Below are 12,203 nucleotides of genomic sequence, written 5' to 3' on the forward strand. Positions count from 1 at the left end.
GCGGAGGGTGTCCGTCAGATCCCGTCGCCTCTCGCCCGGCGATGCAGGAGCCAGGTACCGCCCGCGGCGGCGACGGCGAGTGCCGCCACGCCGGCCGCGGTCTGTACGGGATCGGGGCCAAGAGCGCCACCGACCCCCGTCTTGACACTTCCTCTGGGATGCACCGGCTGACGCTGGGACGTCAGCGCGACCACCAGGTCACCGGTCACCCGCCGGCCGCCCTTCGCGCAGGTCGCGACGATCTCGTACGTCCCCGGCTGCGCGCTCGGCGGCACCCGGAACTGCCCGATCGCGTCACCCTCGTGCGTGCTGGGCGCCAGCGTGAAGGCGCCCGCGCCCACCGCGCTGGCGTCCCCCGCCGCCGTGCCGCCGTCCCCGCACGCCACCGTGTTCACGGTGACCTGCGCACCCGGCACCACGGAGGACGGGAACACCTCGAGCCCGTCCGTGTCCCCGGCGTACGCGGGCGCGCAGACGAGACCCGCGGCGGCGACGGCGAGCGCGCTGCCGGTCAGCAGGCGGGTGGTGGGGCGCATGGTGCTCCTTCGAGCTCTCGGATGAGTCCCTGTGCCTTCGAGGTAAGTGGCAGTGGGCCGAGCCCGCTTCCTGAGAGGGCGTCAGAATTGCGGTGAACGGGTGTCAGATCGCTGTGCCCCGCGCCGGGTCGGCCGGAGTTTCAGCAGGTCATCGGCGTACGGCGGGCAGGTAGCGGAAGAGAACCCGAAGGACGCGGGGCGCGGGTGTGAACGGGTGACCCCGGGGTCCGCGATCCGTGCTTGACCTCAACTTTGGTCGAGGTACCAGGCTGTCCTGCATGCAGACAGACACCGCACCTCTCAAGGTCACCCTGGTCATCGGCAGCAACCGCCACGGCCGCTTCGGCCCCGTCGTGGCCGACTGGCTCCTCGACCGTCTCCGCGACCGGGAGGACCTGGTCCCGGACGTCGTGGACGTGGCCGGGGCCGACCTGCCCATGTCCATGGCCCCGACCCCCGAGACGACCGCCGCCCTCGCCTCGGTGACGCCCAAACTCGCCTCGGCGGACGCCTTCGTCGTCCTCACCCCCGAGTACAACCACTCCTACCCGGCCGGCCTGAAGAACCTGGTCGACTGGCACTTCACGGAGTGGCAGGCCAAGCCGGTGGCCCTCGTCTCCTACGGCGGCATCTCCGGCGGCCTGCGCGCCGTGGAGCACCTCCGCCAGGTCTTCGCCGAACTCCACGCCGTGACGGTCCGGGACACCGTGAGCTTCCACAACGCGGGAGGCTCGTTCGCCGACGGCCGCCTGAAGGACCCCTCGGGCCCGGACGCGGCGGCGAAGACGATGCTGGACCAGTTGGTGTGGTGGGGGAGGGTGCTGAGGGAGGGCAGGGCGGTGATGCCCTACGCCCGGTGAGGTGCCGGTGCCCGGCTCCTCGGACTACCGTGCGGTGATGGGCATGGAACAGCGCATCACCCTGATCACCCTGGGCGTCTCGGACCTCGCCCGCTCCAAGGCCTTCTACGAGGCCCTGGGCTGGCGCGGCCAGGAGGTCGAGGAGACGGTCTTCTTCCAGGCGGGCGGCCTCGGCCTGGTCCTGTGGAGCCGGGACGAGCTCGCGAAGGACTGCGGACTGGAGCCGGGGCCGGCGCACGGCTTCGGGGGTATCGCCCTCGCGCACAACGTCCGCTCGCGGGCGGAGGTCGACGCCCTCCTCGCGACCGTGGCGGAGGCGGGCGGCACCGTCACCAAACCGGCCGCGGTGAACGAGATCGGCTTCTACTCCAGCGCCTTCACGGACCCGGACGGCCACGCCTGGGAGGTGGCGTACAACCCGGGCTTCCCGCTCGCGGAGGACGGCACGGTGACGCTGCCGGACTTCGGCTAGGTCCACTGGGCGCACCCCGCCGACCGACTCAGGACCGCGTCAGCCCTGTGAACCGGAGAACTCCTCGGCGAGCGCGCGATGACGCTCGGCGGCCCGCCTGGCGTCGGCGGGGGTGACGGACGATCCCGGCAGGGCGCCCAGCCGCTCGATGTCGTCGGCGAAGCGCAGATGCTCGGACCGGGCGTGCTCGCGGCAGGCCAGGCACGTCACCCGGTCCGGTCGCGGCGAGGTCATGGCGTACGGCACCCGCAGCCCGCACCCGGTGGCGACGGTGGCCCCCTCCTCGCACGGGTACGGCCGCCCCGGAACCCCGAGGCGGCCGTGTCGCGCATCCGGCGTTCCGTGGACGTCAGTTCACGTTCACCGCGCTCCAGGCCGCCCCCACCGCGTTGTACTCGGTGCTGCCCGCGCCGTACAGGTCCTTCGCCGCGTTCAGGGTGGCCGTGCGCGCTCCCGCGTAGTTCGTGGAGGACGTCATGTAGACCGTCAGCGCCCGGTACCAGATGGCGCCCAGCTTGGCGCGGCCGATGCCGGTGACCGTGGAGCCGTTGGAGGTGGGGGAGTTGTAGCTGACGCCGTTGACGGTCTTGGCGCCGCTGCCCTCCGCCAGCAGGTACGCGAAGTGGTTGGCCACGCCGGAGGAGTAGTGGACGTCGAGGTTGCCGACCGAACTGCTCCAGGAGTCCGCCGAGTTGCCGTCCTTGGAGGGCTTGTCCATGTAGCGCAGGGCGTCCCGTCCGAAGCCGGAGCGGACGATCTTCTCGCCGATCAGGTAGTCGCCGGCGTCCGAGGAGTTGCCCGCGTAGAACTCCACCAGCGTGCCGAAGATGTCGGAGGTCGCCTCGTTGAGCCCGCCCGACTCGCCCGAGTACGTCAGCGCCGCCGTCTTCGACGTCACACCGTGGGACATCTCGTGGCCCGCCACGTCCAGCGACACCAGCGGGCCGAACTGCGTCCCGTCACCGTCGCCGTACGTCATGCAGAAACAACTGTCGTCCCAGAACGCGTTGTTGTACTTGTTCCCGTAGTGGACGCGGTTGTACGAGCCCTTGCCGTCCCCGCCGATCCCGTTCCGCCCGTGGACGTTCTTGTAGTAGTCCCAGGTGACGTCGGTGCCGTACTGCGCGTCCACCGCCGCCGTGGCCCGGTCCGCACTCGCCCCCGTGCCCCAGTGGTTGTCGGCGTCGGTGAACAGGGTCGCGGGCGCCCGGCTGATGCAGATGTTCAGGAAGCACAGGTCGGTCTTGTCGGCCGCGTCGCCCGTGTACGTGTTTCCGCGCGTCGCGTCCTTGAGCTGGTACGTCGACCCCGACTGCGTCGTCTCCAGCCCGACCGTCCCGCTGTACAGCGACTTCCCGTCGCCGGCCGCCTGCTCGATGCTGTCCCACGCGTCGATCTGCGTACCCGTGCGGGCGTCCGTGAGGACCGTGCGCGCGACCGGGTTGCCGAGCGAGTCCTGCGCCGCGGCGTCGGTCTGCCAGGCCAGCTTCGGCGCCCCGTGCAGCGCGTCGACGACCAGCCGAGGCTTGGCCGTCAGCTTCTTCAGCGTCTCGCCGAGGTTGGCCGCCTTGAGGGCGTTCGCCGCGAGGTCGGCCGCCTTCGGGGCGGACAGTTCCGGGGTGACGCTGGAGAGGGATAGCGCGCTCCTCGTGGCGCGCGAGGAGCCCTTGTACGCCCCGCCCGGCGTCAGGTGGACCACGAAGTCACCGCCCAGCACGGGCAGTTGGCGGTACGTGCGGTCGTAGCGGACGTGCTGGGTGCCGTCGCGGTCGACGATCACGTCCCGGACCTTCGTGTGCTGCGCCGAGCCGAGCCCCAGCGCCGAGGCGTGGTCGGCCAGGACCGACGCGGCGTTCTCGAGCGCGGTGGCCCTGGTGGGTCTGGCCGCCGCACCGGCGGCGGGGGAGAGGGCGGCGGCCAGCAGAGTGGCGGCGGTGGCGGCGACTCCGGCGGTGGCAAGACGACGGGAACGGGCACCTCGGACGTACGGCCGTATCCGACTCATCGGTCTCCTCTGAAAGGCGCCAACTGGGCGCGTGGGGGGGTGGGGGCGCGAGGACGTTGACGATGATTTAAGAGGCCATGACAAGCCGTGTCCATACCGCGTCACGTGCAGGTATGTGAGAGGAGAGAATCGTTTCTGTGACCCCCGCGAGACGCCCCTTCTTCGTCTACGGCACCCTCCGCCCCGGCGAGGCCAACCACGACCTCTTCCTGCGCGGCCGCATCCACTCCGAGGAGCCGGGCCGACTCCCCGGCGCGCTGTTGTACGACGGCCCCGGCTACCCGTACGCCGTCGAGGGGGCCGGCGGAACGGTCGCGGGGGAACTCGTCACCCCGCGGGCCGAGGCCTACGCCGAACTGCTCGCCGCCCTCGACGAGTTGGAGGAGTACCGCCCCGGGGACCCGCGCAACCTGTACGAACGGGTCGCCCGCGAGGTGATCCGCACCGCCGACGGCACGCCCGTGCGCGCCTGGGTCTATGTGGCGGCACCATCCGTCGCCGCCCGCCTGCGCGCCCGCGGCAGGCTCATCGAGAGCGGCGACTGGCTGCTCGGGCGACCTACCGCTCCACCGTCTCCAAGCGCACCGCGCACGCCTTGAACTCCGGCATCCGTGACGTCGGGTCGAGGGCCGGGTTGGTGAGGGTGTTGGCGCGGCCCTCGCCGTACCAGTGGAAGGGCATGAAGACCGTGTCCGGGCGGATGCCGAGCGTGATGCGGGCCGGTGCCACGGCCCGCCCGCGCCGCGAGACCACGGCCACCGGGTCGCCCTCGGCCGCCCCCAGCCGCTCCGCGAGCCGCGGGTGCAGCTCCACGAACGGGCCCGGCGCGGCGGCGTTCAGCTCGTCCACGCGGCGGGTCTGCGCGCCGGACTGGTACTGGGCCACGACCCGGCCGGTCGTCAGCAGCACCGGGTACTCCTCGTCGGGCTCCTCGGCGATCGCCCGGTGCGAGACGGGGACGAAGCGGGCGCGGCCGTCGGGGGTGGCGAAGCGGTCCAGGAAGAGGCGCGGGGTGCCGGGGTGCACGTCCTCAGCACCGGCCGGTACGTCCTTCTCCGGCATCGGGCAGGGCCAGAACATCCCGTTCTCCTCGGCCAGCCGCCGGTAGGTGATCCCGGAGTAGTCGGCCGGACCGCCCGCGCTCGCCCGGCGCAGCTCCTCGAAGACCTCCTCGGGGTCGGTCGGGAAGCCCTTCTCCACCCCGAGGCGGTCGGCGAGTTCGTGCATGACCTCCAGGTCGCTGCGGATGCCGTCCGGCGGGGTGATCGCCCGCCGGCGCAGCAGCACCCGGCCCTCCAGGTTGGTCGTCGTGCCCGTCTCCTCGGCCCACTGAGTCACCGGCAGTACGACGTCCGCGAGGGCCGCGGTCTCCGACAGGACGACGTCACAAACCGCCAGGAAATCAAGGGACTTGATGCGCTCCTCGATGTGCGCGGCGTGCGGCGCCGACACCACCGGGTTGGACCCCATCAGCAGCAGCGACCTGATGTCCGTGCCGAGCGCGTCGAGCAACTCGTAGGCGCTGCGCCCCGGTCCGGGCAGCGAGTCGGGGTCCACGCCCCACACCTCGGCGACATGCGCCCGCGCCGCCGGGTCGTCCAGCTTGCGGTAGCCGGGCAACTGGTCGGCCTTCTGGCCGTGTTCGCGCCCGCCCTGCCCGTTGCCCTGCCCGGTCAGACAGCCGTACCCGCTGAACGGCCGTCCCGCCCGCCCGGTCGCCAGGCACAGGTTGATCCACGCGCTCACCGTGTCGGTGCCCTTGGACTGCTGCTCGGGCCCGCGCGCGGTGAGCACCATCGCGGACTCGGGCTCGCAGAACAGCCGTACGGTCTCCCGCAGTTGGGGCACCGGCACACCGGTGATCCGTTCCACGTACTCCGGCCAGTGGGCCATCGCGGCGGCCCGCGCGTCCTCCCAGCCGACCGTGCGCTCGGCGATGTACGCCTCGTCCGTGCGGCCTTCCGCCACCACCAGGTGCAGCAGCCCGAGCGCGAGAGCCAGGTCCGTGCCGGGGCGGGGCATCAGATGCAGGTCGGCCTGCTCGGCCGTCTTGGTGCGGCGCGGGTCGACGACGATCAACGTGCCGCCGTTCTCCCGCAGTTCGGTGAAGAACCGCAGGGACGGCGGCATGGTCTCGGCGGGATTCGAGCCGACCAGGATCACACAGCCGGACTTCGGGATGTCCTCCAGCGGGAACGGCAGCCCGCGGTCCAGACCGAAGGCCTTCATGCCGCCGGCCGCCGCGGACGACATGCAGAAGCGCCCGTTGTAGTCGATCTGCGAGGTGCCGAGGACGACCCGGGCGAACTTGCCGAGCGTGTACGCCTTCTCGTTGGTGAGGCCGCCCCCGCCGAAGACCCCGCACGCGTCCGGGCCATGCTCCGTGCGCGTGCGGGACAACTCCCCGGCGATCCGGTCCAGGGCCTCGTCCCAGGTCGCGGGCACCAGCGTGCCCCCGGAGCGCACCAACGGGGAGGTCAGGCGCACCCGGGACGAGAGCACCGCGGGCGCCGTACGGCCCTTGCCGCACAGCGCGCCCCGGTTCACCGGGAAATCCGCGCGCTCGCTCACCTCGACGGTCCCGTCCGGAGCGGGGGTCAGGTTCATGCCGCACTGCAGGGCGCAGTACGGGCAGTGCGTGGGCGTCACGGAGTTCGGCATGCTCCTCAGCGTGCGTCGGCCGTGTTACGCCGGGGACGACCCTTTGTTACGCGCCCAAGACGGCGACCTCCCGATCGGCGCCCTGAAACGGTGAGGCACGCACGTGCCCACCTGACAGTCGCCGCCGCGCGGCACGGAAGTTGCCTGCGATGTGAAAGACGCCACATGTGGCGCATTCCGTCGCGTGCTTGGCCGATCACACATCGTTGAGAGTTGAAAAACCGGGACTAGAGTCGAAAGCGGATCCAGCTTGGCGCCAGGCACACCGTGATGCGAGAAGCCAGCCAGGAGGTTCCGCCAGCATGTCTCTGCGCCACTTGGTCCCCCGCGACCAGCAGCTCTTCCGGGCCTACGGCCACGGACCCACCGTTCCCGTCCCCGACCCGCTCGTCCACCGCGCGATCGAGCGCCGGGCGGCCGCGACCCCCCGTGCCGTGGCGGCGGAACACGCCGGCGCGCGGATCACCTACGGTGAGCTCGACCGGTACGCCGACGCCGTCGCCGCCCGTCTGGTCCGCGAGGGCGTCCGCCCCGGCGACCACGTCGGGCTCTTCGTCCGCCGCTCCGTCCCGATGCTCGTCGGTCTGCTCGGCATCCTGAAGGCGGGCGCCGCCTACGTCCCCCAGGACATCGGCCTCACACCGCCGGCCCAGCTCGCCCACGTGGTCCGGGCCGCCCGCACCAGGATCGTCCTCACCGTCGCCGAGCACGCGGCCCGCGTCCCCGCAGCTCCCCAGGTGATCACCCTCGACGAACCGCTGCCGTACGAGCCACCGGCCGCGCCCCCGCCCACCGCGCGCCCCGACGACGGTTGCTACGTCCTGTTCACCTCCGGCACCACGGGCCGCCCCAACGGCGTGAAGGTCACCCACCGCAACGTGGCGGGCCTCCTCCTCACCGAACCCGGCGGCCTCGGCATCCGGCCCGGCGACCGCGTGGCCCACCTCCTCAACGTGGCCTTCGACATGGCGGCCTGGGAGATCCTCGGCTGCCTCACCCGCGGCGGCACCCTCGTCATCCGCGGCCGGGACATCACCGCGACGGCCCGCACGGCCGACGTCCTGATCGCCACCCCGACCGTCCTGTCCGGCATCGACCCGGCGCTCTGCCGGCGGGTGCGGACGGTCGCCGTCGCCGGAGAGCCCTGCCCGCGCCCCCTCGCCGACCGCTGGGCGCGCAGGGCCGCCTTCTACAACTGCTGCGGCCCGACCGAGACGACCATCGTCAACACGATGAGCCGTCACGACCCGTCGGCCCCGCTGCTGACCATCGGCCGTCCCACCCCCAACAACACGGTCTACGTCCTCGACGCCGACCGTCGCCCGCTGCCGATCGGGGCGGTCGGCGAGATGTGGGCGGGCGGCGACGGCGTCTCGGCGGGCTATCTGGACAACCCGGCGCTGAATGCCGAGCGCTATGCCCCCGACCCCTTCCTCGGCGGCGACCACCGGATGTTCCGCACCCGCGATCTCGGCCGCTGGACCCCCGACGGTGAGCTCGAACACCTCGGCCGCACCGACGACCAGGTCAAGGTCCGGGGTTTCCGCGTCGAGCTCGACTCGGTCTCCTCGGTCCTGGAGTCCGTGGCGGGCTGCGCCCGTGCGGTGACCCTGAAACGGGACGCCCGCACCCTGGTCTCCTTCGTCTGCCCGGCCGACGTCGACCCCGAACGGGCACGGAGGGCCGTCGCGGACGTGCTGCCGTACTACTGCGTCCCTGAAAGTGTCATGCCCCTGCCAGTCCTGCCGGAGACGGACCGGGGCAAGGTCGACAAGGAGGCGCTGCTGCGGATGGCTCTGGAAGGCGATCGGGCGACTCTTCAGGGAGCGGTCCGATGACCACATCGCTCAACCGGCGGCAACTCGACCTGCCCCCGCTCGTCCCGGGGCCCCGCCGATTGCTCAAGCACCCCCGCCTGATGCACTACAACCGGCTGGCGGCCCTGGTCTTCACGGCCAACCTCGTCTTTCTGTGCACGAGTTGGACTCCCTCGGCACGGACCATGGGCCACGCGGCGCTCGTCAACCTGGCCCTCGCCGTCGTCGTCCGCCAGCAGTACGTCGTCAACCTCCTCTTCCGGCTGGCGACTTCGGCTCCGACGAGCTGGCCCCTGAGGATCCGCTGGACGCTCGGGAAGGTCTACCACTTCGGTGGCCTGCACGTGGGCGGGGCACTGGCGGGCACGGCCTGGTTCCTGGCCCTGACGATCGGAACCCGCAACCGCCCCCTCATGGCGGTCGGTTGGACCCTGCTGGCCCTCCTGGCCCTCATCGTCGCCACGGCCCTGCCGCCCTTCCGGTCCCGCCGGCACGACCACTTCGAGAAGATCCACCGTTTCGGCGGCTGGACGGCCCTGGCCCTCTTCTGGACGCACACACTCCTCGCCGCCCCCGGCCCCTTCGAGGTGACCGTCCTCGCGGTCGTCACCTTCAGCGTCGCCCTGCCCTGGCTGCGGCTGCGCAAGGTGCCCGTACGCCTCGAACGCCCCTCCTCCCACGTCGTGCTGGCCCGCTTCGACCACGGCGAGACCCCCTTCGCGGGCTCCTCCACGGCGATCAGCCGCAGCCCGCTGAAGGAATGGCACTCCTTCGCCAACGTCCCCGCGCCCGGCGAACCCGGCTTCCGGCTCACCATCTCCCGGGCCGGGGACTGGACGGGGGCGTTCATCGACGACCTGCCGTCGAAGGTCTGGGTCAAGGGCATCACGACCGCCGGAGTCGCCAACATCGAGGTCCTGTTCAAGAAGGTGGTCTACGTGGCGACCGGCAGCGGCATCGGCCCCTGTCTGCCCCATCTCCTTGCCGCCGAGGTCCCCTCCCGCCTGGTCTGGGCGACCCGCGACCCCCGCGCCACCTACGGCGACGACCTCGTCGACGAGATCCTCGCCGTCCAGCCGAACGCGCTGGTCTGGGACACCTCCCGGCACGGCAAGCCCGACATGGTGCGCCTCGCCCACGAGGCCTACCGGGAGTTCGGGGCCGAAGCCGTCATCTGCATCTCCAACAAGAAGCTGACCTGGCAGGTGGTGCACGGTCTGGAGCGGCGGGGGATCCCCGCGTACGGCGCGATCTGGGACTCCTAGAAGGGAAGGCCGATGAACAACCTGAAGCTCGAACGGCACGGCGGCGTCGTGACCGTGCGACTGCACCGCCCGCACGTCCTGAACGCGCTCAGCTCCGAGCTGCTGGCCGAACTCCTGGAGGTCCTGCGCCCGTTGGACGAGGACCAGGAGGTCGGCTGCTTCGTCGTCACCGGTTCGGAGCGGGTCTTCGCGGCGGGCGCCGACATCAGGGAGATGGCCGGCAAGTCGGCCGTGGACATGGCGGCCGAGGACTACTTCGCCGCGTGGGAGGAGTTCGCCGACCTGCGCACCCCGAAGATCGCCGCCGTCAACGGCCCCGCGCTGGGCGGCGGTTGCGAACTGGCGATGATGTGCGACCTCGTCGTCGCGGGGGAGTCGGCGGTCTTCGGACAGCCGGAGATCAAGCTCGGCGTGATCCCGGGCATCGGCGGCACCCAGCGCCTGACCCGACTCGTCGGCGGGGCCAAGGCCATGGACCTGATCCTCACCGGACGCACGATGGACGCGCGGGAGGCGGGACGCTGCGGCCTCGTCTCCCGGGTCGTACCGGACGACCGGGTCCTGCCGGAGGCCCTGGAGGCGGCCGCGACGATCGCCTCGTACGGGCGTACGGCGGTCAGGGCGGCCCGTGAGTGTGTGCGCCAGGCCCTGGAGACCGGTCTGCGTGACGGCATCCGCTTCGAACGCCGGGTCTTCCACGCCCTGTTCGCGACCGCCGACCAGAAGGAGGGCATGACCGCGTTCCTGGAGAAACGCGCCCCGCGCTTCACCGGACGGTGAAACGTGCCCGGGGGCGGGGCCGTCGCGCCCCGGCCCCGGCCCTCGCCGCCCGCTCGGTCAGCGCGCCGACGCCAGCGCGTTCGTGACCCCCGGCTCCTTCGGCCCCAGGAACCGCGGATCCGGCCGGACCACCGCGTCCAGGACCGCCTTGCCCGCCGCGAAGATCTCCCGGGTGCCGCCGTAGTACCAGGTGGCGTCATGCCTGGCGTCGACGCCGACGCCGTACGAGGTGACTCCCGCCGCCTGACAGAGGGCGACCGCGCGCCGGATGTGGAACCCCTGACTGATCAGCACGGCCCGGTGCACGCCGAAGATCTTCCTGGCCCGGACGCAGGAGTCCCAGGTGTCGAAGCCGGCGTAGTCGCTGACGATCCGGGTGTCCGGGACGCCGTGCCGGGTCAGGTACGCGCGCATGGCGTCTGGCTCGTCGTAGTCCTCGCGGCTGTTGTCGCCGGTGACGAGGACGACCTCGATCCGGTTCTCCCGGTACAGCTTCGCCGCCGCGTCGAGCCGGTGCGCGAGATACGGCGACGGCTCGCCGTCCCACAGCCCGGCACCGAAGACGACGGCCACCTCGGTGCGCGGCACGTCGGCCGTCGTCCGCAGCCGGTCGCCCGTCACGACGTACATCCAGGTCGACGGAAGCAGTGCCAGCACACACCCCGCCATCACGGCCTGCACGAGCCTGCGCCGCCCGGCACGCGTGCGTGGCAGGCGCGGTCCGCGCAGTCCACGTACCCTCGGCAGTCGCATCGGACGACCCCTCTCGGTCGGTTGTTCGACAAGCAGAGACGTGCCGTCAGGCCGATCGGTTCGTCCACCGACGCGTGACCAGGCTCACTCCCGAGGGTGAATTGCCAGGTCATGGCACCTCACATCCTGCTGCGCGCCCGCGTGAACCGTTGGAAAGGACGCGTCATTGCCAGGAAACGGGGAGGCAACTTCCGGCCGCGACCATCGATCCATGAACCGGATCAGCAGCCAGCCCCGTCTCGTCTCCCTCGACGACAGGCGCCGCGCCGAGCCGCCCGCGCTCGTCCTGGTGGCCCACGGCAGCCGTGACCCGCGCACCCTGAAGACGGTTCACGAACTCCTCGACCAGGTCCGCGAGCAGCGCCCCGACCTGCCGGTGCGCCTGGGCCACATCGAGCTCAACGAGCCGCTGCTCCCGGACACGCTGGCGAAACTCGGCGACGCCGCGGCGGTCCTGGTCCCGCTCCTCCTCTCCCGCGGCTACCACGTGAAGCGCGACATCCCGGAAATGGCGGCGGCCTGCCCGGCACGCACGCGCGTGGCGGCCCCGCTCGGCCCGCACCCCCTCCTGGTGGACACCCTCCACGCCCGCCTGGTCGAGGCGGGCTGGCCCGCACGGACGGACGAGGAGCTGCGGCGGGAGAGCGCCGTGGTCCTGGCGGCGGCCGGCTCCCGCGACCCGGAGTCGGCACTCGACACCCGCCGCACGGCAAAGCTGCTGGCGGACCGACTGGGAGTCCCGGTGGTCCCGGCCTACGCCTCCGCGGCGACCCCGACGGTCGACACGGCGATCCGGGCCCTGACGGCAAGGGGCCGCCACAGGATCGCGGTGGCCTCGTACTTCACGGCACCGGGCCTGTTCGCCAGGCAGTGCGCGGAGAAGGCCCCGTGGGTGGCGGCGGCCCCGCTCGGCACCCACCCGGCCATGGCCGACCTGATCATCCACCGCTACGACCAGGTGGCTCACCCGAGCGGCGCGGGAACCTGCGCGACCAGCCACGAACTGCCCGCACTCGCCGGATGACAGCACCCGGCAGACGGATCGGCGAATTGT

General features: G+C 71.9%; 12 protein-coding genes. 7 read left to right on the forward strand and 5 right to left on the reverse strand.

Annotated elements, in window-relative coordinates; genetic code table 11:
* Positions 1-14 precede the first annotated feature (14 nt).
* Positions 15-536, reverse strand: a complete 522-nt coding sequence (locus RKD20_RS29925; protein WP_424880408.1) for a hypothetical protein — start codon at positions 534-536, stop codon at positions 15-17.
* A 278-nt stretch (positions 537-814) separates the two neighbouring features.
* On the opposite strand from RKD20_RS29925, the gene RKD20_RS29930 reads away from it, so the two are divergent.
* Together RKD20_RS29930 and RKD20_RS29935 are read left to right on the forward strand one after the other, a co-directional pair.
* Positions 815-1,396 carry an NADPH-dependent FMN reductase gene (locus RKD20_RS29930; RefSeq protein WP_424880409.1) on the forward strand — a complete coding sequence of 194 codons (582 nt, stop codon included), beginning with the start codon at positions 815-817 and terminating at the stop codon, positions 1,394-1,396.
* 43 nt (positions 1,397-1,439) lie between these two features.
* Positions 1,440-1,868, forward strand: a complete 429-nt coding sequence (locus RKD20_RS29935; RefSeq protein ID WP_424883359.1) for a VOC family protein — start codon at positions 1,440-1,442, stop codon at positions 1,866-1,868.
* A gap of 39 nt (positions 1,869-1,907) precedes the next feature.
* Here the strand turns inward: RKD20_RS29935 and RKD20_RS29940 are convergent, their stop codons facing one another.
* Positions 1,908-2,102, reverse strand: coding sequence for a hypothetical protein (locus RKD20_RS29940; RefSeq protein ID WP_424880410.1), 195 nt, complete (start codon positions 2,100-2,102; stop codon positions 1,908-1,910).
* Positions 2,103-2,217: 115 nt separating this feature from the next.
* Entirely contained in the window at positions 2,218-3,873 is a 1,656-nt protein-coding gene (locus RKD20_RS29945; RefSeq protein WP_424880411.1) for a M4 family metallopeptidase, read from the reverse strand.
* A 137-nt stretch (positions 3,874-4,010) separates the two neighbouring features.
* On the opposite strand from RKD20_RS29945, the gene RKD20_RS29950 reads away from it, so the two are divergent.
* Complete coding sequence (locus RKD20_RS29950) at positions 4,011-4,472, forward strand: gamma-glutamylcyclotransferase family protein (RefSeq protein ID WP_424880412.1); 462 nt, start codon at positions 4,011-4,013, stop codon at positions 4,470-4,472.
* Here RKD20_RS29950 and RKD20_RS29955 read toward each other — a convergent pair.
* Complete coding sequence (locus tag RKD20_RS29955; protein WP_424880413.1) at positions 4,432-6,534, reverse strand: molybdopterin oxidoreductase family protein; 2,103 nt, start codon at positions 6,532-6,534, stop codon at positions 4,432-4,434. The two genes, RKD20_RS29950 and RKD20_RS29955, sit on opposite strands and share 41 nt — an antisense overlap.
* A gap of 302 nt (positions 6,535-6,836) precedes the next feature.
* Between RKD20_RS29955 and RKD20_RS29960 the strand changes: the two genes are divergently transcribed.
* From RKD20_RS29960 to RKD20_RS29970, 3 genes are read left to right on the forward strand one after another with little or no spacing between them, the layout of a single operon-like run.
* Complete coding sequence (locus RKD20_RS29960; RefSeq protein WP_424880414.1) at positions 6,837-8,372, forward strand: amino acid adenylation domain-containing protein; 1,536 nt, start codon at positions 6,837-6,839, stop codon at positions 8,370-8,372.
* Positions 8,369-9,616, forward strand: a complete 1,248-nt coding sequence (locus RKD20_RS29965) for a hypothetical protein (protein ID WP_424880415.1) — start codon at positions 8,369-8,371, stop codon at positions 9,614-9,616. The genes RKD20_RS29960 and RKD20_RS29965 overlap by 4 nt, the downstream gene beginning before the upstream one ends.
* Before the next feature lie 12 nt (positions 9,617-9,628).
* On the forward strand, positions 9,629-10,396 hold the full coding sequence (locus RKD20_RS29970) for an enoyl-CoA hydratase-related protein (protein WP_424880416.1): 768 nt from the start codon (positions 9,629-9,631) through the stop codon (positions 10,394-10,396).
* Positions 10,397-10,453: 57 nt separating this feature from the next.
* Here RKD20_RS29970 and RKD20_RS29975 read toward each other — a convergent pair whose 3' ends face one another.
* On the reverse strand, positions 10,454-11,149 hold the full coding sequence (locus RKD20_RS29975; protein ID WP_424880417.1) for a SanA/YdcF family protein: 696 nt from the start codon (positions 11,147-11,149) through the stop codon (positions 10,454-10,456).
* Positions 11,150-11,360: 211 nt separating this feature from the next.
* Between RKD20_RS29975 and RKD20_RS29980 the strand changes: the two genes are divergently transcribed.
* A complete protein-coding gene (locus RKD20_RS29980) occupies positions 11,361-12,173 on the forward strand; it encodes a sirohydrochlorin chelatase (RefSeq protein WP_424880418.1) in 813 nt (270 codons plus the stop codon).
* The last annotated feature ends 30 nt before the right edge of the window (positions 12,174-12,203 follow it).

The organism is Streptomyces sp. SLBN-8D4, from assembly GCF_049739545.1.
GTDB classification, from domain to species: Bacteria; Actinomycetota; Actinomycetes; order Streptomycetales; family Streptomycetaceae; genus Streptomyces; species Streptomyces canus_C.